This is a genomic window from Microcoleus vaginatus PCC 9802, from assembly GCA_022701275.1.
Classification (GTDB): Bacteria; Cyanobacteriota; Cyanobacteriia; order Cyanobacteriales; family Microcoleaceae; genus Microcoleus; species Microcoleus vaginatus_A.
In genome coordinates this window covers 1,781,086-1,806,123 of record CP031740.1, presented here as the reverse complement: position 1 = coordinate 1,806,123, position 25,038 = coordinate 1,781,086, and the positions used below count along the sequence as shown (strand labels likewise).

At 46.7% G+C, this 25,038-nt stretch carries 21 protein-coding genes; 14 read left to right on the top strand and 7 right to left on the bottom strand.

What is annotated here, in order from left to right; translation table 11 throughout:
• Window positions 1-2: 2 nt before the first annotated feature.
• Together D0A34_07520 and D0A34_07515 are read left to right on the top strand one after the other, a co-directional pair.
• Window positions 3-3,209 carry a multidrug efflux RND transporter permease subunit gene (locus D0A34_07520; protein ID UNU18747.1) on the top strand — a complete coding sequence of 1,069 codons (3,207 nt, stop codon included), beginning with the start codon at window positions 3-5 and terminating at the stop codon, window positions 3,207-3,209.
• 417 nt (window positions 3,210-3,626) lie between these two features.
• Window positions 3,627-3,896, top strand: a complete 270-nt coding sequence (locus tag D0A34_07515; protein UNU18746.1) for a hypothetical protein — start codon at window positions 3,627-3,629, stop codon at window positions 3,894-3,896.
• Window positions 3,897-4,053: 157 nt separating this feature from the next.
• Here the strand turns inward: D0A34_07515 and D0A34_07510 are convergent, their stop codons facing one another.
• The 4 genes from D0A34_07510 to D0A34_07495 all read right to left on the bottom strand — a co-directional run bounded on the left by D0A34_07510 (window position 4,054) and on the right by D0A34_07495 (window position 7,497).
• On the bottom strand, window positions 4,054-4,473 hold the full coding sequence (locus D0A34_07510; protein UNU22212.1) for a hypothetical protein: 420 nt from the start codon (window positions 4,471-4,473) through the stop codon (window positions 4,054-4,056).
• 243 nt (window positions 4,474-4,716) lie between these two features.
• Window positions 4,717-5,256 (bottom strand): hypothetical protein, encoded by a 540-nt coding sequence (locus D0A34_07505; protein ID UNU18745.1) that lies wholly within the window; start codon window positions 5,254-5,256, stop codon window positions 4,717-4,719.
• Between the two features lie 57 nt (window positions 5,257-5,313).
• Complete coding sequence (locus D0A34_07500; protein UNU18744.1) at window positions 5,314-7,167, bottom strand: hypothetical protein; 1,854 nt, start codon at window positions 7,165-7,167, stop codon at window positions 5,314-5,316.
• Window positions 7,168-7,299: 132 nt separating this feature from the next.
• Window positions 7,300-7,497, bottom strand: coding sequence for a DUF433 domain-containing protein (locus tag D0A34_07495; protein UNU18743.1), 198 nt, complete (start codon window positions 7,495-7,497; stop codon window positions 7,300-7,302).
• A 349-nt stretch (window positions 7,498-7,846) separates the two neighbouring features.
• Here D0A34_07495 and D0A34_07490 point away from each other — a divergent pair, with 349 nt between their 5' ends.
• Entirely contained in the window at window positions 7,847-8,875 is a 1,029-nt protein-coding gene (locus tag D0A34_07490; protein ID UNU18742.1) for a hypothetical protein, read from the top strand.
• 60 nt (window positions 8,876-8,935) lie between these two features.
• Here D0A34_07490 and D0A34_07485 read toward each other — a convergent pair whose 3' ends face one another.
• Both D0A34_07485 and D0A34_07480 read right to left on the bottom strand, forming a co-directional pair.
• Window positions 8,936-9,184, bottom strand: a complete 249-nt coding sequence (locus D0A34_07485; protein UNU18741.1) for a hypothetical protein — start codon at window positions 9,182-9,184, stop codon at window positions 8,936-8,938.
• Window positions 9,185-9,428: 244 nt separating this feature from the next.
• The gene (locus D0A34_07480; protein UNU18740.1) at window positions 9,429-10,247 is read right to left on the bottom strand and encodes a carbohydrate ABC transporter permease; all 819 of its coding nucleotides are present in this window, start codon (window positions 10,245-10,247) and stop codon (window positions 9,429-9,431) included.
• A 496-nt stretch (window positions 10,248-10,743) separates the two neighbouring features.
• On the opposite strand from D0A34_07480, the gene D0A34_07475 reads away from it, so the two are divergent.
• The 8 genes from D0A34_07475 (at window position 10,744) to rdgB (ending at window position 18,849) form a co-directional block, all read left to right on the top strand.
• On the top strand, window positions 10,744-11,436 hold the full coding sequence (locus D0A34_07475) for an aldehyde oxygenase (deformylating) (GenBank protein ID UNU18739.1): 693 nt from the start codon (window positions 10,744-10,746) through the stop codon (window positions 11,434-11,436).
• 156 nt (window positions 11,437-11,592) lie between these two features.
• Window positions 11,593-12,618: a long-chain acyl-[acyl-carrier-protein] reductase gene (locus tag D0A34_07470; protein UNU18738.1), complete on the top strand. Its 1,026-nt coding sequence runs from the start codon at window positions 11,593-11,595 to the stop codon at window positions 12,616-12,618.
• A 254-nt stretch (window positions 12,619-12,872) separates the two neighbouring features.
• The gene (accA, locus tag D0A34_07465) at window positions 12,873-13,853 is read left to right on the top strand and encodes an acetyl-CoA carboxylase carboxyl transferase subunit alpha (protein ID UNU18737.1); all 981 of its coding nucleotides are present in this window, start codon (window positions 12,873-12,875) and stop codon (window positions 13,851-13,853) included.
• A 242-nt stretch (window positions 13,854-14,095) separates the two neighbouring features.
• Window positions 14,096-14,821, top strand: coding sequence for an SDR family oxidoreductase (locus D0A34_07460; GenBank protein UNU18736.1), 726 nt, complete (start codon window positions 14,096-14,098; stop codon window positions 14,819-14,821).
• Between the two features lie 124 nt (window positions 14,822-14,945).
• Window positions 14,946-15,680, top strand: a complete 735-nt coding sequence (folE, locus tag D0A34_07455; GenBank protein UNU18735.1) for a GTP cyclohydrolase I FolE — start codon at window positions 14,946-14,948, stop codon at window positions 15,678-15,680.
• 271 nt (window positions 15,681-15,951) lie between these two features.
• Window positions 15,952-17,376, top strand: a complete 1,425-nt coding sequence (locus tag D0A34_07450) for a phosphoglucomutase/phosphomannomutase family protein (protein UNU18734.1) — start codon at window positions 15,952-15,954, stop codon at window positions 17,374-17,376.
• 249 nt (window positions 17,377-17,625) lie between these two features.
• Window positions 17,626-18,246 (top strand): hypothetical protein, encoded by a 621-nt coding sequence (locus tag D0A34_07445; GenBank protein UNU18733.1) that lies wholly within the window; start codon window positions 17,626-17,628, stop codon window positions 18,244-18,246.
• Window positions 18,247-18,261: 15 nt separating this feature from the next.
• Window positions 18,262-18,849 (top strand): RdgB/HAM1 family non-canonical purine NTP pyrophosphatase, encoded by a 588-nt coding sequence (gene rdgB, locus D0A34_07440; GenBank protein UNU18732.1) that lies wholly within the window; start codon window positions 18,262-18,264, stop codon window positions 18,847-18,849.
• A gap of 153 nt (window positions 18,850-19,002) precedes the next feature.
• On the opposite strand, the gene D0A34_07435 is transcribed toward rdgB, so the two are convergent.
• Entirely contained in the window at window positions 19,003-19,341 is a 339-nt protein-coding gene (locus tag D0A34_07435) for a P-II family nitrogen regulator (protein ID UNU18731.1), read from the bottom strand.
• A 353-nt stretch (window positions 19,342-19,694) separates the two neighbouring features.
• Here D0A34_07435 and D0A34_07430 point away from each other — a divergent pair, with 353 nt between their 5' ends.
• From D0A34_07430 to D0A34_07420, 3 genes are all read left to right on the top strand, one after another.
• Window positions 19,695-20,993, top strand: a complete 1,299-nt coding sequence (locus tag D0A34_07430) for an MFS transporter (protein UNU18730.1) — start codon at window positions 19,695-19,697, stop codon at window positions 20,991-20,993.
• A gap of 387 nt (window positions 20,994-21,380) precedes the next feature.
• Window positions 21,381-23,216, top strand: a complete 1,836-nt coding sequence (ilvB, locus tag D0A34_07425; GenBank protein UNU18729.1) for a biosynthetic-type acetolactate synthase large subunit — start codon at window positions 21,381-21,383, stop codon at window positions 23,214-23,216.
• Window positions 23,217-23,409: 193 nt separating this feature from the next.
• A complete protein-coding gene (locus D0A34_07420; protein ID UNU18728.1) occupies window positions 23,410-24,831 on the top strand; it encodes a protein kinase in 1,422 nt (473 codons plus the stop codon).
• Window positions 24,832-25,038: the final 207 nt, after the last annotated feature.

The window sequence follows — 25,038 nt, the reverse complement described above, 5'->3', positions numbered from 1 at the left end:
TAATGTTTGCAGATTTCTTTATTAAACGACCAGTCTTTGCTAGCGTCTGCGCCTTAATTATTGTTTTGGTAGGCGCAATCAGCATTCCCACATTGCCGATCGAACGCTTCCCCGACATCAGCCCCACCCAAATCAACGTCACAGCCAACTATAGCGGTGCGAATGCTGAAGTTGTCGAAAATGCGGTAACAAACATCCTAGAAAGGCAAATCAACGGCATTGAAGGACTGAAATATCTAACTTCCAGTAGCACCAACAGTGGAACTAGCACCATTACAGCCACCTTTGATACTTCCCGCAACAAAGATATCGCCGCCGTCGATGTGCAAAATCGAGTTGCAGTTGCTCAACCACAATTGCCAGATGTCGTACAACGCACAGGAGTTACAGTTACAAAACAATCTAACAGCCTGCTGCTGGCTATAGGATTATTTACCGAAAATAAAGAATACGATACCATATTTTTAAGCAACTACGCCGACCTCTATTTAGCAGATACTTTAAAAAGAGTAAAAGGCGTGGGCGACGTGCGGATTTTTGGGGAAAGACGCTATGCTATGCGCCTGTGGATAGATCCCAATAAATTGGCGGCTCGTAATCTAACAATGCAAGATGTTACAAGAGCAATTAATGAACAAAACTTGCAAGTTGGTGTAGGAAGAATTGGTCAAGAACCCGCCCCAGAAGGGCAAATGTATCAGATTGATTTGACGGCAGAAAGTCGTCTAAAAAGCCCCACCGAATTTGAAGACATCGTTATTAAAAGCGAAACAAATGGAACTTTAGTTAAGTTAAAAGATGTTGGGAGAGCAGAATTAGGAGCAGAAAATTATAACTCTTTCCTGCGATTTCGAGGGAATGACGCTGTGGGTTTAGGGATTTACCAATTACCCGGAAGTAATGCTCTAAATGTTGCCCAAGCCGTCAAAGCAGAAATGGCAAAATTAGCTAAAAACTTCCCTCCCGGAGTGATACATAGAATCGCACTAGATACGACTCAATTTGTCCAAGAGTCAATGGCAGAAGTAGTCAAAACTCTGTTTGAAGCAGTCTTGCTAGTGGTGATAGTTATTTTTGTGTTTCTGCAAGATTGGCGCACTACGATTATTCCCACCCTCACAATTCCGATTTCGTTGATTGGGACATTTGCCTTTATCAAAGCTTTCGGATTTACGATTAACAGTTTGTCTCTATTTGGTCTTACCTTAGCAACAGGTTTAGTGGTTGATGACGCTATCATCGTAGTCGAAAATATTGACCGTCTAGTCCGCCAAGGTATGAATGCCCGCCAAGCAGCTTCCGAGTCAATGCGGGAACTTTTTAGTGCTGTAATTGCCACTTCCTTAGTATTGATGGCCGTGTTCGTACCAGTGGCATTTTTCCCTGGGACAACGGGAGCACTCTATAAACAATTTGCCCTGACAATTGCTTTTTCAGTCCTGCTTTCTACCTTTATGGCAGTTACTCTTACTCCCTCACTTGCCGCTATATTACTGCGCCCAGGTAAGAAGTTTGGCGGCCCGTTGGGTTGGGTGTTTAACCGGATTAATATTTTTCTGGATTGGACGCAAAAGAAATATAGAGATTCCTTAATATTCTTAACACGATTTAAAACCATTGTTACCCTGTTGTTTATCGCTTCTCTGGGATTCACCGCTTGGCTTTATTTAGCAGTACCGACAGCATTTATCCCAGAGGAAGACCAGGGTTATTTTCTGACAATTATTCAAGGGCCTCAAGGGGTTTCGCTGCAATACACCCAGCAGGTGATGGACAAAGTGGAACAAGAAATCCTCAAAGTTCCTGAAGTTGTGGGGACTTTTTCTGTAGGTGGCTTTGGTTTTAGTGGTAACAGTTCCAACCAGGGGATTATATTTACTACACTTAAAGGCTGGGAAGAACGTCACGGAGAAGATCAAACTGTACAAGCGATTATTGGTAAGTTGCGGGGTAAGTTTTTCTCGATTCCCGAAGCGAGAATTTTCCCCGTGAATCCGCCTGCGATTCAAGGTTTAGGTCAATTTGGGGGTTTCCAATTTCAATTGCAAGACCGCAAAGGTAACAGCGGTTTAGATGGCTTAGTCCAGACTATGGGCGGGATTTTGAAGCAGGCAAATCAGACACCGGGATTGCAAGCGGTATTTAGTACGTTTGCTGCGAATACGCCTCAATTAATTGTGGAGGTTGACCGCAATCGAGCTAAGGCTCTAGATATTCCCATTAATGATGTTTTCAGTACGCTACAAACGGCTCTGGGGGCTCAGTATGTGAATGATTTTAATCTCCAGCAGCGCAATTATCGGGTGTATGTTCAGGCGGATAAACAGTTTCGTGATAACCCTGAAGATATTGGGAAATTGTATGTGCGTTCTGGAAAGAATGAAATGATTTCTTTGAGCAATTTGGTGAAGATAACTCCGGTGGTGGGGGCGCAAAGTGTTAACCACTACAATTTATATAGGTCAATTGAAATTACTGGCACTCCGGCTCCGGGAGCGAGTTCTGGACAGGCGCTAAAATCGATGGAAAAGGTGTCGGCTGAAGTTTTGCCGTCGGGTTTTGGCTATGAATGGTCGGGGAGTTCTTTAGAAGAAATTGAGTCGGGCGGTCAAGCACCGATTATTTTCGGTTTGGGGCTGATTTTTGTGTTTTTGGTGTTGGCGGCTCAGTACGAAAATTATGTCGATCCTTTCATTATTTTGCTATCGGTGCCTCTGGCGATTTTAGGTGCTCTTTTAGCTCAGTCGTTGCGGGGTTTGGCGAATGATGTTTATTGCCAGATTGGTTTGGTGATGTTGATTGGGTTGGCTAGTAAAAATGCGATTTTAATCGTGGAGTTTGCTAACCAGTTACGGGAGCAGGGATATTCAATTGCTAAGGCGGCAGTTGAGGCTTCTCAAGAGCGTTTACGACCGATTTTGATGACTTCTTTATCATTTGTTTTGGGGATTGCTCCTCTGGTTAACCCAGAAGGTGCGGGTGCAGCGAGCCGCCGATCGCTAGGGAATGCGATCGCCGGGGGGATGGTTGTTTCTACTGTCTTGAGTTTGTTTATAGTGCCGGTTCTGTATGTGGTGGTTGTCTCGGCTCGCGATCGCTTTCGGAAGCGCGATCGACTAGACAATCTGCCCGATGATGGCACAATAATTTTGAATGGGAAAACGACTGCAGGCGAGGAGGTAGAACGCGATAAAGTATCGCCGTTTTAATTGGTAAGTGGCAAATACTATCGTTTTGTGAGTAGAATTGGTGCGATCGCCCAAAACCCGCCAATCCCGCATCAAAACCCCCAAAGTCCCCAGATTAGTCCGGGGCTCAATTCTTCAATCCAAAATCCAAAATCCAAAATCCAAAATCGATTGACGGCGGCCCCCATCTGCGGCTACGCTTTGAAGTGAGAGGTTGCTTGCTTGTAGAGGAGGCAGCCCGCGTCGCCCAAAAATCTAGTTGCACTGCCCAAAGCTGCTCGTAACAGCAATGGACAGCTAACCGCCAAACTGGTATCAGCAGTCTGGAGGCTAACGGAGCATCATAACATCCTCTGTAGCCGCCCTGCTATGCGTTGAAATGCGGGGCGGCTGGGTTTTTGGGTTTTTCTAGAAAACCCAAAACCAGGAGAACATATTATGTCACAGGAATTCGTGCCTGACGACAACAAATTCGATCGCCCAAATGACGACTCAGCAGCAGTATCGGAACAGGAAGTGGTGCTGTTAACGGTTGTCGGTTCGCCCAAGGGAGTCAGGGAAACCATACTCACTTTGTACCGACTGGGATTTGCCGAAGTCGGCGATTGGAGCCCCGTACAGCGTGCAGCCAATCCGAAGCAGGTGATGAGCGTGCTGATCCGTCGTTCGCGGGCTAACGGTACACCGCCGAAAAAATCTGGACGGTAAGCTGCGTTGTCATCCTGAGTGAGTAGCTTAGGATTTACGCACGGGTGGTCAGAAACCGGGTTTTTTCGAGAATACTTCGTTGAAACGCGCAGATTTGCGAAAAAACCCGGTTTCTTTGGTCGAAGTGTGTAAGTTCTGTCTGAATTTATAAATAATTTTAGGGTAAAAGTAAAAGACTTGCGATCGCGGGCAACAATTTACTGCAAGCTTCCACCAACGTCGCCGCACTAGGTAAACCAGCAATAGTCCCTTTCAAAATTTTCATGGCCGTTTTCCCCGCCTTTTGCAATGTACTTTCTTGGGGATTTTTCCCTACTTCTGCCAAAGTTTTTACCTGCTCCAATGCTTCAGCTTTATCATCATCAGATAAATCAGTTTCCGCCTCGATCGCTGTTTGTAACTCAGTCAATAATTCTTTGATTCCCGGTTCATCTGGTTTAGCAGAATCAGATAATTGATTAATTGTATTGGCAACAGTACCGCTGATATCACCTAAACTTAAAGCTCCTGCACCGCTAGCGTTAACGGTTCCGCCTGTAATTTCTATTTTGCGACTTTGGTCGATTTGGTCACTCATAGCTTTACTCTCTGATGTAGATTTAACTTCATTATTAATAATAACATTAACAGGTCGCGTCGCCAACACTTTTAGAAGTTCATTTAACTCCAAACTTTTTTGACGGTAAAAGTCTATATCTCTATCTTTAGCTTGCAGTTCAGATTTGTGCTTGGCTTCTAAATCTTTGATAATTTGCTCATAGGCCTGGATAATTCGAGTAAGACTTTCGTCACTTTGCATGGTTTGGGTAAGACTTTATGCTTACTTATCCTCCTGAATAATATTAATCGACAGCGGTTGTTTAGCTAACATCTCTGTTAGTTCTCTCATTTCAGCTATTTGCTGGCGATATAAGGCGATTTCCTCATCTTTATATTTTAATTCATCCTTGTATTTTTGGGCGATCGCCCTTAGTGACTCCACATCCTCTGATTCGGCGATCGACTCATCTTCCTGACTGGAATGAGCATCGGTTTCAAGTTCTGTTAAACTTTTAGAAACTGCTTCGGAAATAGCTATCTCTTGACGGTACATGGCAATCTCGCAATCTTTGGCTCGCAATTCAGCTTGATATTTATCTTCAATAGCCTTTAACAGTAGTTCGTAGTTTTGCTTTAACTCGTGATAAATTATAGCTTGCTTATCCTCGGTCAGAGCATTGACAAAGATTGCAATTACTCCCTTTTCGGAATTTTCTATACTCTGGATTGACAATTCTGTATTTTCATTCGCAATCGCAGCTTGCAATTGCAGCAGTAATTCTTTAAATTCCGGTTTCTCTGAACCTACTGATACGCTCATAGCTTTGATTTCCGCTGTTACCAGAGTTTGACTAAAATTATAGCATTACTCACTTTGTTAGGAAGGGCGATCCTCTTCGAGGGCTGCGCTAACGGCTGAATCAGGCAACTCTTCGATCGTGTTGGCTGTTGTACCGTCATTATCTCCTAAACTTAATGATCCGGCACCGGTAGCGTGAACCGTTCCGCCTGAAATTTCAGCTTTGCGACTTTGGTCGATGTTCTCGCTTGCGACTTTATTCTCTGCTGTAGATTGATTGTGAATATTAATTGTAGGGTTCGATGGCTGAAGCACGGTTGAAGGATTTACTAAGTATTGACTAAACACTCCTTTCACAAAGTCTTGAAAGACACGGTAGTTATGTCTTTCAATTTCAATAATTTCATCTTTAGATTTTAAGTGTTCGGCTTGTCTTTGAGCTTCCAGCCTTGCTTGATAAACTTCGTCCCAAGTTTGCTCTATTTTTCCCTTATCCGTTCCTTCGGAAACCTTGAGAATCAGTAAAACATCGTTTTCTTTTTTCTCAATTCCTTGAATGGAAGCCCGTGTAATCTCTGGAAATTCTTGCATTAACTTCTGAAAAGCGGCGGTAAAAGCTTCTGGGTTAAGCCCATTTTTGATCAGGATTTGCACGGTTTCCATAATCTTTTTATAGAGTTTCTCGAAATCCCCCGGTTCAAAACACTTGTTGATGTGGTGAGGACGACGATCGCGATCGTCAGTTCCCGGTTTGGGATCTTCTAGAAGATAAACAAACCGACAGTCAGCGCGATCGAGCTTTGTATTACCGTCAATATTCCAAGCTTCCAAACAAGCACCTGTAAAATAAGCTTCTGTAAAATCTGTTGCCAAGGCTTGAGTTTCACTGAGGTTTGCCCATTCCAAATTAGCTAGATGCAAAGTTGCTTCGTTGAGATTAGCCTGCTTGAGATTAGCTTCGTTGAGATTAACGCCTGTCAGGTTTGCTCCTTGGAGATTCGCACCAACATAGGATTTTTTGTAGCCATTGCCAGTGATGAGTAATTCTCGGACGCGGGTATCAGCTAATATCGAATTAGCGACACGCGCGCGATCGAGTTTTTCTGTATTGCGGAAGCAAGTGCGAGTGAGATTGGCTGTTCTAAAATCTGTACTTTTGAGAGTTGCCTCAGTGAAATTGGCATCAGTTAAATCCGCACTGCGAAAGCTAGTGCCACCTGTAGTGGCAAAGGAAATGGCAACGGTGCGAATCAAGGCGTGTTTCTCATCCCCAGCCAGGGCACGCCAAGCAACGTAAATACCTAGTCCTGTCGCTGCCCCTGCCGCTGCCCCTGCCGCTGCCCCTGCCACTGCCGCTGTCACTACCGCTGCCACTGCCCCTGCCGCTGCCCCTGCCACTGCCGCTGCCGCTGCCAGTGCCACCGCTGCTGCCCCTGCCGCTGCCACTGCCCCTGCCACTCCCACGGCCCCTGTCGCTGCCACTTCCACTGCCCCTGCCCCTGCCGCCGCCACTGCCATTGCCCCTGCCCCTGCCACTGCCACTGCAACTGCCGCTGCCCCTGCCTCTGTCGCTGCCCCTAGACCTTGGCGGATAATAGCTATAAAGGAAATTGCCAAAACTATCAACACAACTACACCGGGACGAATGGTGTACTGTTTGATGATATCTGGAGTGAAAAAAACTGCTATCCACAAAGTAGCACGAGCTGACATCAATCCCGATATTACCGATAGAAATAGCGAGACAGTTACTAGAAAAATTGTCCAGCGGTGTTGGAGTCCGGCTTTGGCACGGGTGAAGTCAGCTTCTCTGAGGATGGCATTGGTGAAGTTTGCGCCTCGGATGTCTGCACCGATGAATTTGGCACCTGTGAGGTTTTGACCTTTGAAGTTGCGGCCTCGGAGATTTTTACCGGAGAAGTCTTTGGGCATGATTTCACGCAGGGAGATAATATTATGTCCAGTCAATTAATTACGACTACAGTGCGAGCTTCTAGCTCGCGAGCCTTACGCTCTTACTATAAAATCATTATTAGCGATTACCGAACCTAATATGATAACTATTTAAGAAAAACTCAAACAAGCCCAAATATCCTCTTGGGTAAGATAGGGAAAATCATCTAGGATTTCTTCATAACTCATCCCAGAAGCGAGATATTCCAACACGTCATAAACTGTAATTCTCATGCCTCTAATACAGGGTTTACCGCCTCGCTTCCCCGGTTCGATAGTAATGATATTAGCGATGTCTTGTTCTGACATGGCATTTTTCCTTTAGCTACTGTTCTCAATTCTAGCTTAACAAAGGGATAGAGCACTCGTAACGTTTGGTAGTTTCCAGAATTTTATTAGTTCCTTTAATTTCCTCATTCACTTTAACTCAATCCCCGCACAGCCAGCACTCGCATCAAGTCCCATCAGGGGCGTGCCCGGAGTCATTTTGGGTATCTTTTCGCCGATCGCCCCCCATCGTGCAATAATAATATGACTTGCACAAAAACTCTATTAGTAGGTAAATCTTGCCTACCTTACCGCTACATATAGCGTCTCAACTGTCAACCCGTGCAAGTTCCCAATTCAACCGGCTGTTGCACTACACAAATTTTTCCTAATGGCTGAAGTCCCCCTAAATCCCGCAGAACTTGCAGAAGCCCTCAACGGCTTTACCGATATCAATTTCCAATTGCCAGACCCCGAAGACGAACAAATACCAGAGTTTGATTTTGAAAATCAGGTTGACAATGCCTGGAAAGTGTGCGATCGCTTCGACTTGCAAACCGACATTTGGCGGGGACGCATTCTCCGAACAGTCCGAGACAGAGAAAAAAAAGGCGGCGAAGGACGCGGTACAGGCTTTTTGAACTGGCTCAAAGAAAGAGAAATTGGCAAAAGTCAAGCCTATTCTTTGATAGAATTAGCTAATAGTGCCGATACTCTGATCCAGCAAGGAGATTTAGACCCTGATTCCATTAGAAACTTCAGCAAAAGAGCCTTTGTAGAAACCGCCAAAGCATCTCCCGAAGTCCAGCAAATGGTAACAGATGCAGCAGCCAATGGCGATCGCATCACCCGCCGCGAAGTCAAACAACTATCCGACGAATGGATGGCAATGAACTCAGATTTATTGCCCGAAGAAGTCAAAGAAAAAGCATCTACTGGTTCTCTACCTTCGCGCTACCTCGCTCCTTTAGTCAAAGAAATGGAGAAACTCTCCCCATCTCACCAAAGCGAAATTCAAAAAGAAGTAGCAGAAAATCCCGACGTAGATACTGTCAAACAGCTAACATCCGACGCCAAGAACTTATCAAAATATCTCGACGCCGCCGCCCAAGTGCAAGCTCTCAATCAGTCTCATTTAGACATGGAAATGGCCTTAGAAGAATCTTTGCGAGTAGGCTGTTTGGGAACCACCGCCGACGTTGTAAAACAAGCCGCACAGCTCGAACAAACAGTAGTCAAACTCTACACGATTTGGAAGCGTTTAGGCAGTTTGGCAGATAGATTGTACGTGGATACAGGAGCAAGCACACCCAACTTGCGGTTGCTTTTGGGATGCTTGGACACTCTTTCGGGAGAAAAGATAGAAGTGGATTTCGGAGACGGAGAACGCTCTATTCGCTTGCAAATTTTTAGCGAATAGCTCAACCTTGACCGCAGATAAGCGCCAACATCCAGGCTCATTATCTGCGTCGAACCCTGTTCATCTGCGGTTAAAATTTCTGAGTTTTTTCCAAAGATAGCGGGGATGCAAATAACGCCGATATTTGGTAACTACTTCTTTCCCCAACAGCACTACGCTAATCCAAAAACAAACTTCCGCCCCAACAGCCAGAACGACAGATAAAGTAGTTTTTTGGGTAAGATCCAGCGGCAGGAAGGGCACAACCAAAAAGATTGCCAGCCACGGCAAAAAAGATATGACAAATAAAAACAAACCGAGCTTTTGCATAGATACACATAATAATACAGCTTTGATATTCCCTTTATCTCTTAGTCCACTTGGAGTGAACTTCGTTTGTATAGTAGCGAGTTCAATCGCCCAGTGACTACAAATTCACATCTTGTACCAATGTCAGCAACAGGCAAGATGCCTGTTCCACAAATACTAAATGTTCTTGTGGAACAGGCATCTTGCCTGTTCTTGAGAATGGTTGCACAAATGACTACAAACTTAATTGCCAAGCATCTCCAACTCAATTCTTAATCCCCGTCGCCGCAATCCCCCGAATAAACTGCCGTTGACCGGCCAAAAACAGCAATACCACCGGCACTGTTCCAATTACCACCGCCGCCATCAACAACTGCCAACTGCTAGTAAACTGTTCCTGAAACTCAGCCAGAACCAACTGCACAGTCCGCAACTCCGGCCGCGTCGTAAACACCAGCGGCTTAAACAAATCGTTCCACTCCCCGATAAACGTAAACAAAAACAGCGTCACCAAAGCAGGGCGGGCCAAAGGTAACATCACCTGCCACAAAACCTGCCAGCGGTTCGCCCCATCCAGCATTGCCGCCTCCTCCAACTCCACCGGAACAGTCATAAAATACTGGCGCAGCAGAAAAATCCCAAAACCGTTAGCCGCCGTAGGCAAAATCAGCGCCCCGTAGGTATTCAGCAGATGGCCCCACTTCAAAACCATGAAAATGGGAATCACCAAAAGCTGAAACGGAATTACCAGCGTTGCCAAAACCCCCAACACAATGGCCTGTCGCCCCCGAAACTTCAGCCTGGCCAAAGCATAACCGGCCAAAGCAGAAGTCACAACCTGAAAACCCGTCACTGCGAGCGCCACTAGAGTAGAATTAAAGAATGCCAATAAAAAATTACCCCGTCGCCAAGCCTCCTGATAGTTCGCCAAAGTCAAGCCTGTGGCCTTGACACCAACACCAGATGGTGACAGCGAAACCAAAAATACAGCAGCCAGCGGCAGCAGCACCAGCGCAGCCCCCGCCAGCAACAAAATAAAACTCAGCAATTCCAGCGCTTGAGATCTGTCAAAGGATTTACCCATAAATTTGTGAATTAACCTAAAATAATAAGCCTGTGAGGTTATCCAACCCGATCGCCTCCCCGAAGATTCCCATACAACAACATAATATGTCGTAGAGGGAAAGAAGGAGTACCAAGCGAGGAAGTTGTGGTTAGGATATAATGTTAGAGATAGATTTGGTACTGTAAAACCTTTAAAGGTGGAGACATAGACCGTATTTCTATCATCTATTTCCGGGCAAAAGATCGACTAACGACTAATTCCAGTAATTAGTAAATAGATAGCATTCTAGCGATAGTCTTTCTGGAGTGTTCGAGGGCCAAAGTCCGGCTAACACGCTGAGGACGCCAGTTTTTCCCGGTAGTCAAAGAAAAGTTCTTTGTCGAAAGAATCCTCAGCTATAATCTCTGATTTAGATGGGGTGCGTTCAAAATAGGTAAAGTGCACTGTCACTGACCCCGAATTTTAAAGGGGTTTCCAAACATCCCAGAAGCTTATATGAGGAGACTACATATCTATGCCCCAGCTTGAGGCTAGCCCAACAATTGACTTTCAAACCGAAACTTACAAAGATGCTTACAGCCGCATCAACGCCATTGTGATTGAAGGCGAACAAGAAGCTCACGACAATTACCTGACACTGGCCGAACTGTTGGCTGACAAAAAAGCAGAGTTAATTGGCTTGTCCAAGATGGAGAACCGCCACATGAAGGGCTTCCAAGCTTGCGGCCGGAATCTTAAAGTCACGCCGGACATGGCATTTGCCAAACAGTTCTTTTCGGATTTGCACAGAAACTTCCAAACGGCCGCGGCTGAGGGTCAGATTGTAACTTGCTTGCTGATTCAATCGCTAATTATCGAGTGTTTTGCGATCGCAGCCTACAACATCTATATCCCCGTCGCCGATGATTTTGCTCGCAAAATCACCGAAGGCGTCGTCAAAGAAGAATACAGCCACCTCAACTTTGGGGAAGTCTGGCTGCAAGCTCACTTTGAGGAATCCAAAGCGGAACTAGAAGCCGCCAACCGCCAAAACCTGCCCATCATCTGGAAACTGCTAAACGCTGTCGCAGACGATGCCCGCGTCTTGGGAATGGAAAAAGACGCTTTAATCGAAGACTTTATGATTGCCTACGGCGAAGCCCTAGGCAACATAGGCTTTAACAACCGCGATATCATGCGGATGTCAGCACAAGGCCTCGCAGCCTAGTTAATTTGGAAAAAAGGAATGGGAAAACAATTAAAAATAAAAAATAAAAAATGGGATACCTCATTTTAAAATATAATTTTTTAATCTTCCCATCTTCCATCTTCCATCTTCCATCTTCAAACTTCCATCTTCAAACTTCCTTCATTTGACAACTTAATGTTTGGTCTAATCGGTCACTTAACCAGCTTAGAACACGCCCAATCAGTAGCTAACGAGCTGGGCTATCCAGAATATGCCGATCAAGGTCTCGATTTTTGGTGCAGCGCGCCGCCCCAAATAGTTGATCATATCACGGTAACAAGCATCACTGGACAAAAAATAGAAGGCCACTATGTGGAGTCCTGTTTTCTGCCCGAAATGCTCGCAACTCGCCGGATTAAAGCAGCCACTCGCAAAATCCTTAATGCGATGGCACACGCTCAAAAACACGGGATTAACATCACTGCTTTAGGCGGCTTTTCTTCCATCATTTTTGAGACTTTCAACTTGCAGCAAATTAAGCAAATTCGCAATCTCAAGTTGGAGTTCGAGCGATTCACCACTGGTAACACTCACACGGCTTACATCCTCTGCCGCCAAGTAGAAGAAGCAGCCCCTAAATTGGGGATTGAACTTTCAAAAGCCACTGTAGCCGTTTGCGGTGCTACTGGCGATATTGGCAGTGCTGTGTGTCGCTGGCTCAATGTTAAAACAAATGTAGCAGAATTGTTGCTCATTGCCCGCGACAAAGAACGATTGCAAGATTTGCAATCGGAATTAGGGCGAGGCAAAATCATGGATTTGGAAGAAGCCCTGCCCCAAGCGGATATTGTAGTCTGGGTAGCGAGTATGCCCAAGGGAGTAGAAATTGACCCCAAGACATTGAAGCAACCCTGTTTATTGATTGACGGTGGCTATCCGAAAAATCTGGCAACTCAGGTTCAGCATCCCGGAATTTACGTACTAAATGGCGGGATTGTCGAGCATTCCCTCGATATTGAGTGGAAAATTATGAAGATTGTCAATATGGATGTACCGGGCCGACAGTTGTTTGCGTGTTTTGCCGAATCAATGCTGCTGGAATTTGAAAAATTGTATACCAATTTTTCTTGGGGACGGAATCAAATTACTGTGGAAAAGATGGAGCAAATCGGTCTTATTTCTGTCAAACACGGTTTCCGACCTTTATTAATGTCAGTTTGATGTTAAGAGTCAACAGTTAAATGGGAAATTTTAACTGTTGACTCTTTCGTTGGCATGGGAATAATATTTTTCGGAGTGCAGCGCGAGCTTCCGGAGCGCGCCATATGATAATTATGATGTGACCAAATTTGATATCATACAAAATTTAAAACTCAAAGTTGGCAATTTTTCCGTCTTTTTTACTATCCTCAGACAGGGTAGGATCGGAAAATAGTTGATCGACAAAACCTTAAAACCTTATAGAAATTATCAGCGTGGCAAACCCCGACCGCAAACCACTACTCCTAGATTTTGAAAAGCCGCTGGCGGAACTAGAAACCCGAATTCACCAGATCCGCGAACTCGCCGAAGAAAACAGCGTCGATGTTACCGACGAAATTCGCAAACTCGAAGCTCGCTCGACACAACTGCGACAAGAGATTTTCAGCAGCTTGTCCCCCATGCAGCGGCTGCAACTCGCCCGTCACCCGCGCCGCCCCAGCACCCTCGATTACATTCAGGCAATTAGCGACGAGTGGATCGAGCTTCACGGTGATCGGCGCGGCGGAGACGACCCGGCCCTCGTCGGCGGAATTGCCCGCATAGACGGGCGTCCCACCGTCATCATCGGCCATCAAAAAGGGCGTGACACTAAAGACAATATCGCCCGCAACTTCGGCATGGCTGCTCCCGGCGGCTACCGCAAAGCCCTGCGGTTGATGGAACACGCCGATCGCTTCGGAATGCCAATTTTCACCTTTATCGACACTCCCGGAGCTTGGGCGGGCTTAGAAGCAGAACAGCTCGGACAGGGAGAGGCGATCGCCTGCAACCTCCGAGAAATGTTTCGCCTCGACGTTCCCATTATTTGCACCGTCATCGGCGAAGGCGGTTCCGGCGGCGCATTGGGTATCGGTGTCGGCGAGCGGTTGTTGATGCTGGAACATTCCGTCTACACCGTCGCCACGCCCGAGGCTTGCGCGGCCATTCTCTGGAAAGACTCTGGCAAAGCTAACTTGGCTGCAGAAGCCCTGAAAATCACTTCCTGGGACTTGAAAAACCTCGGCATTCTCGATCAAATCGTACCCGAGCCGATCGGTGGCGCTCACTCGAATCCCCTCAAAGCCGCTTCCATGCTCAAACAAGCTTTGTTGGAAAACTTAGCAGAACTCACACAGCTTACGGCTCAGCAGCGACGCGAGCTTCGGTATCAAAAGTTTCGCCACATCGGTGTATTCACTGAAATTTCTGCTTGAGTCGATCGATTCAAAGTTATCAGTTATGAGTTAAAAATCTCTTAACTTTAAACTCATAACTGATAACTCACTATTCTGCGGTTCTGTCAGCAGTGTTATAATTTCTCAGGTGACACGGCTTAACAGTTCTTAATGTCGATCTCATAATTAACTGTTATAACCCGCAGCAAACAGCTTTCTAATTTGCCGAAGAAGGCTGCAACGCTTGAGGGAGTTGCCGAGCGAAAGTATTAGGACACTGAATGAACCATCGAACAACAAAGCAGGCTCTGATTACCGGAGCCAGCAGCGGTATTGGCAAAGCGACGGCTCTAGCGTTCGCCGCCGAGGGCATAAATCTGGCATTAGTTAGCCGAGAGTCGGAAAACTTAGAAGCCGTTGCCGCAGCAGCCCGAGAAGTCGGAGTGAAAGCAGAAGCTTATCCCTTAGACTTAGCCAAAATTGAGCAAGTGCAAAGCAGCATCAGCGCGATCGCAGCTCAATTGGGTTCCGTAGATATCCTGGTCAACAGCGCTGGCATGGGCTACACCGGCTCCTTGACGGAAACGTCCCTAGCCGACTGGCAGAGCGTTCTAGACCTCAATCTTACAAGCGTTTGGCAGTGCATTCTAGGAGTTTTGCCCTCCATGCGCGATCGCGGATCGGGAATCATCATCAACGTTTCTTCGATCGCCGGCAGCCAAACCTTCCCCAACTGGGGAGCCTACTGCGTCAGCAAATTCGGTCTCATGGCTTTGTCTAAAACCTTAGCCGCCGAAGAACGGGCTCGCGGAATTCGCGTAACAGCAATCTGTCCGGGTTCTGTCAATACTCCCATGTGGGACACAGACACCGTGGACGCCGACTTCGATCGCAGTGCCATGTTAACCCCAGAAATCGTCGCCCAATCAATTCTGCACGCAGTTCAGTTGCCAGCAAGTGCAGTAATTGAAGAAATTACCCTCATGTCCAACGCAGGAGTTTTGTGAACTTGAGATTTTAGACTGCTGGATTTTTCTCGAATTCCACAATCTTTGAATCTCTAGCTATATCCCCCAATCGAAAATCTAAAATCTAAAATCGAAAATCGATTCACCCTCACACCAACTTGTTATGACAATTGCATCTTCCACCGATTCCAATGGCTCGAACCCACTCTCGACTGACAGCATGAAACTGTTACAAACCGCAGAGAACAACATCCCGCGAATCCCCACTCGACCCGATCGCAATTCCTCGCACGGTCAAGAATCCAACGTACCCGTACCCTCAGAAGTAGGCCAGGAAGAAATGATGGCTGCCGTTCGGACAATACTGCTGGGAGTAGGGGAAGACCCCGAACGCGAAGGATTGCTCAAAACCCCGAAGCGGGTAGCAGAAGCAATGCGGTTTCTCACCAGCGGCTACAGTCAATCCCTCGAAGAACTCCTCAACGGCGCTATCTTTGACGAAGGTCACAACGAAATGGTACTGGTGCGAGACATCAGCGTATTCAGTATGTGCGAACACCATATGCTGCCGTTTATGGGCCGAGTTCACATCGCTTACATTCCCAACCAAAAAGTAGTGGGACTGAGCAAATTAGCCAGAATTGCCGAGATGTACAGCCGCCGGTTGCAGGTGCAAGAACGTTTGACGCGCCAAATTGCCGAAGCAGTTGAGACAATATTGGAACCGCAGGGAGTAGCTGTAGTAATGGAAGCCAGCCATATGTGCATGACGATGCGGGGTGTGCAAAAACCAGGTGCTTGGACGGTTACGAGTGCCATGTTGGGCGTCTTTCAAGATGAACAGAAAACTCGCGAAGAATTCCTGAATTTGATCCGCCACCAACCCGCATTCTTTTAGTCAGTTGACAGTTGACAGTTGGCAGTTGGCAGTTGGCAGTTAACAGTAATTAGTAGGTTGGGTTGAGGGACGAAACCCAACATAATCTATCAAGCAAGGCTAATGACAGCTAACAGTCAGCAGCTAACAGTCAGCAGTCAACAGTCAATAGCCAGAGTAAAGGCTGTGGGAGCAATTCCATAATCTAAAATCTAAAATCTAAAATCTAAAATCAGATGACGATCGACTAATAAACCCATAAAATAGACGGGTGACTCATGACTTGTGACTAATGAATCCTATTAAATTCGGTACAGATGGCTGGCGCGGCATCATTGCTGACGATTTTACATTCGATCGCGTGGCGTTAGTAGCTCCCCTAGCGGCACAAGTTCTCGCACAAACCGGCGGCAGCGATGGCAGCAGCGGTACCGTAATTGTCGGTCACGACCGCCGATTTCTGGCTGAAGAATTTGCCAAAACAGCGGCTGTTGCCATCCAAAACGCAGGATTTGACGTGCTGCTTAGCGAATCCTACGCCCCTACTCCAGCTTTCAGTTTAGCTGCCAAACAATTAAATGCTTTGGGTGCGATCGTCCTGACCGCCAGCCACAATCCCGGTGCATATTTAGGGTTAAAAGTCAAGGGCGGATTTGGCGGTTCAGTTTCGCCCGAAGTTACTCAACATATAGAAGAAAAACTCGAAAATCCGGCGGCACTTTCAGCAACTCCCGGGAAATTGGAGAATTTCAATCCTTGGCCGGCTTACTGCAAAACCTTGCGGGAAATGGTAGATATTGAGGCGATTAAAGAAGCGATCGCCAGCGGCAAAATTACAGTATTTGTAGATGTAATGCACGGTGCCGCCGCCGGAGGATTAGCTCAAATTTTAGAAGAAACAGTACATGAAGTCAACAGCGATCGAGATCCGCTGTTCGGTGGCGGTGCACCGGAACCTTTGCCGCGCTACCTGTCGCAGTTGTTCCGCGTGATGCGTACTCACCAGCGAAAAAGTTCTGGTTTGTCAATCGGATTTGTATTTGACGGAGATAGCGATCGAATTGCAGCCGTTGACTCTAGCGGCAACTTTCTCAGTTCACAAATCCTAGTTCCCATCTTAATCGAACATTTAGCAAAACGCCGCGGCTTGACGGGGGAAGTCATCAAAACAGTCAGCGGTTCAGACATAATTCCCAAAATTGCCAAGCTGTACAACTTGCCCTTATTTGAAACGCCGATCGGTTACAAGTATATAGCCGATCGAATGTTAACCACCCAAGTCTTAGTCGGCGGCGAAGAATCGGGAGGAATTGGCTACGGTACACACATCCCCGAACGAGATGCTTTACTGTCAGCGCTGTACTTGTTAGAAGCAGTTGTCAAATCCGGGGAAGATTTAAGCGAAATTTACAGCCGACTCCAACAAGAAACAAGCTTTACTTCAGCTTATGACAGAATCGACTTACACCTAGCAAACATGGACGAACGTTCCCGCTTGCTGGGACTGTTGGAAAATCAACCCTTAACAGAAATCGCCGGCAAAGCAGTTGTAGATTGCAACAAAGCTGACGGATATAAATTCCGTTTAGCAGACGGAAGTTGGCTGTTAATTCGGTTTAGCGGAACCGAACCTGTGTTGCGGCTGTATTCAGAAGCGGCGACATTGAAAGAAGTTATGCAAAACTTAAACTGGGCGAAAGCTTGGGCGCATAATTAATCGGAGTTTTCAACCGCAGATAAACGCAGATGAACGCGGATTACTTGAGATAAAATCTCTCTTTCTCCGTGTCCTCTGCGCCCTCTGCGGTTAAAAAAAGTATTGCCGTAGCAATCCTCCCATCAATTGTGAACTCTTTCTCTTCTCTTCTCTTCTTCGCGTCCTTCGCGTCTTCGCGGTTCGTAAAAAAAATCTTACTCACCAATGAAATACTATTGCTAGATCAGGTTAATTTTAGGATAAAAGCAAATGGCATACAGCGATTTCAGCCTTGCGAGAGTCAAAAAAGATTTTGGATTAACCTTAGATGAAAGTCGCAATTTATTTGCCGAGACAAAACGAGTTTCACCATCCGAAATTTTAACAACAATCCTAATTGATTATGTACCGCTAGCCACTTTTATTTCCACCGAAAAAGCTCGCTCAGAATTTTTGATTGCCCCCATATTAGCAGAAGTCCGGCGATTGTTAAACAAACAAGTTTCTCTTTTTTCCGGTAAGGATTTTACTGTCGATCCAGAAAGAGGTTTGCAAGGATTTTGCGATTATATTATTAGCGGATCTTCAGAACAATTGTTCATCAGTGCTCCGGTTATAACAATTTTTGAGGCAAAAAAGGAAGATATCATTGGCGGTTTGGGTCAATGCGTAGCCGCAATGGTAGCGGCCCAATGTTTCAATCGAAACCAAGACACTGAGGTCGATCGCATTTACGGCGCGGTGACGACGGGAACTAACTGGAAATTCTTGATTTTGGAGGAAACTACTGTTTATATCGATCCGATTGAATACTATATTCAAGATGTTGATAAGATTTTGGGAATTTTGTTGCAACCCTTTTCCCAATCTTTTGTTAATATGGAGCCGTAAGTTTTAAGAGAAATAATGAGCGATCGCAAATTGCTAGTTGTAGCTACGGGCAATCCGGGTAAACTCAAGGAAATGCAAGTTTATCTTCAGGATTTGGGATGGGAATTGCAGCTCAAACCCGAAGAGTTGGAAATTGAGGAAACAGGCGAAACTTTTATTGCTAATGCTTGCTTGAAGGCGTCTGAAGTGGCAAAAGCAACTGGTCAATGGTCGATCGCCGATGATTCTGGTTTAATGGTAGACGCACTCGACGGCCAACCTGGGATTTACTCCGCACGCTACGGCAAAACCGATGCTGACAGGATATCTCGACTTCTCACAGAATTGGGAAGCGAACAAAACCGGGAAGCACAATTTGTTTGCGCGATCGCGATCGCCCGTCCCGACGGTACCATTGCCTTGCAAGTAGAAGGAATTTGCCGAGGCGAAATCCTGCAGACTCCTCGCGGTACGGGAGGTTTCGGATATGACCCCATTTTCTACGTACCCGCACAGCAACAGACTTTTGCCGAAATGACACCCGATATCAAGCGATCGCACTCTCACCGCGGCCGAGCCTTCCAGGCTCTTATACCACAACTTGCGAAAATTGTCAACCCATAATCAGGAAAAAAGCCAAAACCGGGGGTAACTGTGGCATTGGATATTGACACTTAGGTATCACAACTAAACAGGAAAGAGGTTTTTCGTTGGCAATGACAGTTACTAAGGATCAATTACCAATGCCCAATGCCCAATGCCCAATGCCCCAGTATCTTAGATTGCCTCCAAGTTCTTTTCCCCAGTCCGAATCCGAATAATTTGTTCTACAGGAGAGATGAAAATCTTGCCGTCGCCAATCTCGCCCGTGCGGGAAGCCGCGATAATTTTATCAACCACCATGTCAACCTGATCGTTTTCCACAACAATCTCGACCTTGAGCTTTTGCAAGAACTCCACGGTGTACTCAGAACCGCGATAGCGTTCTGTCATGCCCTTCTGACGACCAAAACCTCTAACTTCAGAAACAGTCATCCCCACAATACCAGCATTGACGAGTGCGATTTTCACTTCGTCTAGTTTAAAGGGGCGAATAATAGCTTCAACCTTTTTCAAGTTTCTCACTCCTAACAGTTAGTACCTTCGTTATATTACTTAATCGGCGTGACATCTTTTAATATCACTGCCAGCAGCAAGTATTTTGTCAAGTATATTACCCTATCTTGTACTCGCGATGAAAGGCACGCCAACCTTTAACAATCTTCTCGGATTTTCGGGGCGAGCGGGTTCTCGGTTCCGGCTGCTCGCGGTAGAGTTAAGAAGACTGCAGCAGCCGTCCCCCGCCGATCTGCTAAAACAGAAAAAGAACGCAGGAGACAGGAGTTTTCCGAGTTTCCGCTTTGCTATGTCAGATTTACACGTATTGCTGAAAACTATAATTGCCAGAAGCGGTCAGTTAAACTATTCCTATGCACCCAGCCAGCCCTCCCCCTGACCGCAGCGGGCTTGATGCCCTACTGAGAAATCGCCCCTTCCTCGCCTTGTGGACGGGCCAGTTATTAGCCCAAGTGGCGGATAAAATCTTTTACGTATTGCTGATTATTCTACTAAAAACAGGCGACTACCTACCCTGGCCTGTTTCTTGGCAGCATTCGGGAAATTCTATGCTGTCAGCGGTGATGATCGCCTACACGGTGCCGGCGATCGTCTTTGGTTCCGCAGCCGGTATCGTCGTAGACCGCTTTTCCAAAAAGCAAATGCTGATCGCCTGCAACGTGATTCGAGCCGGGTTGATTGTAGCTTTGCCGTTTTTGCCCAAAGCTTTTGTGGTTTTGTTGACGATGACGTTTTTGATCTCTACCGTAACGCAATTTTTTGCTCCTGCAGAAGCGGCAGCCGTCCCCCTAGTCGTGGGGCGAGAGGGACTGATGTCAGCAAATGCTCTGTTCGCCTCGTCCACAATGGGCGGGATCATTATCGGGATGACGATCGGCGAACCGCTGTTTAGTTGGGTCAAACACAGCTTCGGATCAGCTTCTCAAGAGTTTTTGCTGGGCGCATTGTACCTGATCTCAGCAGGTTTGATCTATGCCATGCAGATCAAAGAAGGTCATGTAGGCAGCAGTGGCAAAAACGTCCATCCTTGGCAAGACCTCAAGGAAGGTTTGCGCTATTTGAAACACAATCACCTTGTCAGCAACGCGATGGTGCAGTTGACGATTTTGTATTCCGTGTTTGCGGCGCTTCAGGTGCTGGCGATCGCACTTTCAGGCAAAATAGGTCTCAAAGAAACTCAATTTGGCTTTTTGCTAGCTGCTGCGGGAGTCGGAATGGTCTTCGGCGCAGGCTTTTTGGGACACTGGGGCAGTCGGTTCCACCACAAACCTCTGCCGTTAATCGGTTTCTTGATGATGGGTTTTGTATTAGCAATGTTTGCCTTTACCCGACAGTTGTGGGTGGGATTCGGATTGAGTGCTCTGTTCGGTTTTGGTGCTTCGTTAATTAACGGGCCGATGCAGGCTCTGATTCAAGAAAAAACTCCAGAATCAATGCGGGGCAAGGTCTTTGGATTGGAAAACAATGCGATTAATATTGCTCTGAGCGTGCCTTTAGCGATTACCGGCCCGCTGACAGATGCTGTCAGCAAAGCCGTCCGATCGGATGACCTCGGCTTGCGGATCGTGTTACTGAGTTTGGGCTTTTTGGTCTCAGTGATGGGCATGGTAGCTTGGCGACATACTCGCAAAGTCTTGCAGGATGTTCTGTGAACTTTGGCAAGAAGGAAGAATGCAGACGGAAGGAAGAGGGAAGAAGAAGGAAAAGGGCTTTCTTTTCGCGATCGATCTCTAACATAGCAATCCCCCTGATGGTGAGGACGTTAGTTAATTGCTGAGACGATTGTTTTTCTTGTCGAATGCCGAATCACGAATGCTCTAAAAGCGTCCTATCGCGGTAAACAGCCATAGAGGCCGCTATTTTCTCTGTTTCTTTTCTTCCTCTGCTGTTCCACAATGTCTCGATCGGGCCAACCCTCTTCGAGCGCGAAATCTTTCGTAAAATCTCACCACTTAAATTTTCATAGTTTCATTAATTAAGATTAAAGTAGTATAAAAGCTTTCATTAAAAATCATAATTACTTTAAGGAAGGAAATTCTGTGCAACTAAAAACTAAAGTGACCGTTAGGCGTGCAACTGGTGGATTTGCTCTGATAGACAGCTTGATCCGCCACGGGGTGAAGCATATTTTTGGTTATCCCGGCGGCGCAATTCTGCCACTTTACGACGAACTCTACCGCGCTGAAGAAACTGGCGCTATCAAACATATTCTGGTGCGGCACGAGCAAGGTGCTGCTCACGCGGCTGACGGGTACGCCCGCGCTACCGGACAAGTTGGGGTTTGTTTCGCTACTTCGGGCCCGGGCGCAACTAATTTGGTGACGGGGATTGCGACGGCCCACATGGATTCGATCCCGATGGTAATTATTACCGGTCAGGTTCCACGTCCCGCGATCGGCACTGATGCGTTTCAGGAAACAGATATTTACGGGATTACCCTGCCAATTGTCAAGCATTCCTATGTAGTGCGCGAGCCGGGAGATATGGCGCGAATTGTGGCTGAAGCTTTCCACATCGCGAGTACAGGGCGGCCGGGGCCGGTGTTGGTTGACGTGCCCAAGGATGTGGGTTTAGAAGAATTTGACTATCTGCCCGTGGAACCCGGATCGGTGAGAATTCCGGGCTATCGGCCGACGGTGAAGGGCAATCCCCGCCAGATTAATCAAGCGATTCATTTGCTGAAGGAAGCGAAGCGTCCTTTGCTTTATGTGGGGGGCGGGGCGATCGCAGCGGCGGCCCACGAAGAAATTAAGGAACTGGCCGAACTTTTCCAATTGCCGGTCACAACAACGCTGATGGGCAAAGGTTCCTTTGACGAAAACCATCCTTTGTCGGTGAAAATGCTGGGGATGCACGGCACGGCTTACGCTAATTTTGCCGTTACCGAGTGCGATTTGCTGATTGCTGTAGGGGCGAGGTTTGACGATCGCGTGACCGGGAAATTAGACGAGTTTGCCGCGCGCGCTAAGGTGATTCACATCGATATCGACCCGGCGGAAGTAGGCAAAAATCGCGGCCCTGACGTGCCGATTGTCGGAGATGTCCGCCATGTTTTGATCGATTTGCTGCGCCGCTGTCGGGAAACTGGAGTTTCGGGGAAGACCGGACAGACTGCGGAATGGCTGCACAGGATCGATCAGTGGAAACAGGACTACCCGTTAGTTGTGCCTCATTACCCCGACATTTTGTCTCCGCAACAGGTGATTTCTCAGTTGGCTACTCAAGCGCCGGATGCTTACTACACAACGGATGTCGGTCAACATCAAATGTGGTCGGCTCAATTCTTGAACAACGGGCCGCGCCGCTGGATTTCTAGCGCTGGTTTGGGCACGATGGGTTTCGGGCTGCCGGCGGCGATGGGCGCGAAAATGGCCCTGCCCGATGAGCAAGTGATTTGTATTGCTGGCGATGCTAGCATCCAAATGAATATTCAAGAGTTGGGAACACTAACACAATACGGCATTAATGTCAAGATTGTGATTGTAAATAACGGCTGGCAGGGAATGGTGCGGCAGTGGCAGCAGGCGTTCTATGGGGAGCGTTATTCGTCGTCGAATATGACTGTGGGGATGCCAGATTTTGTGATGCTGGCTGAAGCTTACGGGGTGAGAGGGATGCTGGTTTCGCGGCCGGAGGAACTCAAAGATGCGATCGCTCAAATGCTCGCTCATGACGGCCCAGTGGTGATGAACGTGAAGGTGACGAGGGACGAAAACTGCTATCCGATGGTAGTTCCAGGTAAGAGCAACGCTCAAATGGTTGGTTTGCCCGAACGCAGCAAGTTGCAATCTGCGGAGTTGATTTATTGTCCGAGTTGCGGCGCGAAGAATGTTTCGAGCAATAAGTTTTGTCCTGAGTGCGGGACAAAAGTTTAACTAGGGACACGGCAATGCTTGGTTTGGCAGGGGTTTAAACCCCTGCCAAGCTTTCGGGTTAAGCGGTTTTTGGGGTTAAGTTGACACGATGAAAGGCAATGCGATGTCCTTACCCGGATCTGGTGTTTCATTTAAAACCATCTCCGCTGGCATCGCATCGAGAGCTTTAATCTGTAATCTCTAAGCCTATTTTATGAGCCAGTGTCTAAACCCTGATTGCCTATTCCAAAACCCCTCTGGCTCTACAAAATTTTGTCAAAAATGCGGCAATAAACTGCTATTGGGCGATCGCTACGGAGCCCAAAAAATTATTGGACAAGGGGGATTTGGGCGCACTTTTCTAGCTATTGACGAGTATAAACCCTCAAAACCTCCCTGCGTTATTAAACAATTGTACCCCCAATTTCAAGGCACTTCTAGTATCCAGAAAGCTACTGAGTTATTTGAGCTTGAAGCAGTACGCCTAGAACAGTTGGGTAAACATTCTCAAATTCCCGAATTATTAGCATATTTTAGTCAAGATGGACGGCAGTATTTAGTCCAAGAATTTATCGACGGTGAAAATGTAGCCCAAACACTAGAATCTAAGGGATATTTTAGCGAAACGCAGATTCGCAATTTGCTTAATAATTTACTGCCAGTATTCGAGTTCATTCACTCTCGCCAAGTTATTCATCGAGATATCAAGCCAGAAAATATTATTCTTCGGCAAGATGGGCAACTGGTTTTAGTTGACTTTGGAGCCGCGAAATATGCGACACAAACGGCTCTAGCGGTAACGGGAACGAGGATCGGGACGGCTGGATATACGGCACCAGAACAAGCCAACGGCAAAGCTATTCATGCGAGTGATATTTATAGTCTGGGTGTCACTTGTCTGTGTCTGTTAACTCAGGTTAAGCCAATTGATTTATTCGATGATACCGAGTTTGAGTGGGTGTGGCGAGAACACTTAAAAACATCTGTCAGTTCGGAACTGGGTCAGATTTTAGATAAAATGATACAACCTGCTATTAAGAAACGTTATCAGTCTGCTACTGAAGTGTTGCAGGCTCTTGCTTCTCAATCACCTCAACCATCACCTCAAGTACCTCCTCCGCCACCAGACTCCCTGAAATCGGCGCGGGATGTTGACTATACTCGTCTCCGGGATTTATTGGCCACAGGGGAGTGGAAAGAGGCGGATCAGGAAACATTCAAGGTGATGTTAAAAGCTGCTAGACGCGAGAAGGAAGGTTGGTTCGATACGAACTCGATCGAGAATTTTCCTGGCGATGATTTGCGGACGATCGACAAATTGTGGGTAAAATACAGTCAGGGTCACTTTGGCTTTAGCGTCCAGAAAAAAATCTGGTTAGAAATAGGCGGTAAAGTTGATTATGACACTGAATGCAAGCTAGGCGATCGTGTCGGTTGGCGAAAGAGGAGAAAGGGGAGGAAAGAGTGGTTGAGCTACAATGATTTAACCTTTAATTTGCAAGCACCACGGGGGCACCTCCCGTCCTGTGCGCGTGTGTTTGCGTGGGGGGGAGAAGGATTGGGTTGGGTTGTTGGGGTGTTGGGGTGGTTAGGGTTGGTTGTATGGTTCTCTCTTCTTTCACATCGAGAGCTGTAAGCTGTAATTTATAGCGATTTTAGCCCTTTGTCAAGTCTTTTTTATCGAACCTTATTTTTACGAAGTTTAGGGTGAGTTAGCGAAGTGTAACGCACCAATTATGTTAAAACATATACAGGTTAGATATGCCCTATTAAAATCTGTAGAAGACCTAAAAGTTTTCAGACCTAGGGCTCGCACCTTAGAAAATCATCCCCTATTTAAAGA

Excerpts from the sequence above, each read along its gene's own strand:
- D0A34_07490 (UNU18742.1), top strand. The coding sequence starts at position 7,847 with ATGGCTGAAGTCCCCCTAAATCCCGCAGAACTTGCAGAAGCCCTCAAC.
- D0A34_07510 (UNU22212.1), bottom strand. The coding sequence starts at position 4,473 with ATGAGTGACCAAATCGACCAAAGTCGCAAAATAGAAATTACAGGCGGA.
- folE (UNU18735.1), top strand. The coding sequence starts at position 14,946 with ATGACAATTGCATCTTCCACCGATTCCAATGGCTCGAACCCACTCTCG.
- D0A34_07520 (UNU18747.1), top strand. The coding sequence starts at position 3 with ATGTTTGCAGATTTCTTTATTAAACGACCAGTCTTTGCTAGCGTCTGC.
- D0A34_07495 (UNU18743.1), bottom strand. The coding sequence starts at position 7,497 with ATGTCAGAACAAGACATCGCTAATATCATTACTATCGAACCGGGGAAG.
- D0A34_07505 (UNU18745.1), bottom strand. The coding sequence starts at position 5,256 with ATGAGCGTATCAGTAGGTTCAGAGAAACCGGAATTTAAAGAATTACTG.
- D0A34_07480 (UNU18740.1), bottom strand. The coding sequence starts at position 10,247 with ATGGGTAAATCCTTTGACAGATCTCAAGCGCTGGAATTGCTGAGTTTT.
- D0A34_07420 (UNU18728.1), top strand. The coding sequence starts at position 23,410 with ATGAGCCAGTGTCTAAACCCTGATTGCCTATTCCAAAACCCCTCTGGC.
- D0A34_07430 (UNU18730.1), top strand. The coding sequence starts at position 19,695 with ATGCACCCAGCCAGCCCTCCCCCTGACCGCAGCGGGCTTGATGCCCTA.
- D0A34_07445 (UNU18733.1), top strand. The coding sequence starts at position 17,626 with ATGGCATACAGCGATTTCAGCCTTGCGAGAGTCAAAAAAGATTTTGGA.
- D0A34_07450 (UNU18734.1), top strand. The coding sequence starts at position 15,952 with ATGAATCCTATTAAATTCGGTACAGATGGCTGGCGCGGCATCATTGCT.
- D0A34_07500 (UNU18744.1), bottom strand. The coding sequence starts at position 7,167 with ATGCCCAAAGACTTCTCCGGTAAAAATCTCCGAGGCCGCAACTTCAAA.
- D0A34_07485 (UNU18741.1), bottom strand. The coding sequence starts at position 9,184 with ATGCAAAAGCTCGGTTTGTTTTTATTTGTCATATCTTTTTTGCCGTGG.
- D0A34_07470 (UNU18738.1), top strand. The coding sequence starts at position 11,593 with ATGTTTGGTCTAATCGGTCACTTAACCAGCTTAGAACACGCCCAATCA.
- D0A34_07515 (UNU18746.1), top strand. The coding sequence starts at position 3,627 with ATGTCACAGGAATTCGTGCCTGACGACAACAAATTCGATCGCCCAAAT.
- D0A34_07460 (UNU18736.1), top strand. The coding sequence starts at position 14,096 with ATGAACCATCGAACAACAAAGCAGGCTCTGATTACCGGAGCCAGCAGC.
- rdgB (UNU18732.1), top strand. The coding sequence starts at position 18,262 with ATGAGCGATCGCAAATTGCTAGTTGTAGCTACGGGCAATCCGGGTAAA.
- D0A34_07475 (UNU18739.1), top strand. The coding sequence starts at position 10,744 with ATGCCCCAGCTTGAGGCTAGCCCAACAATTGACTTTCAAACCGAAACT.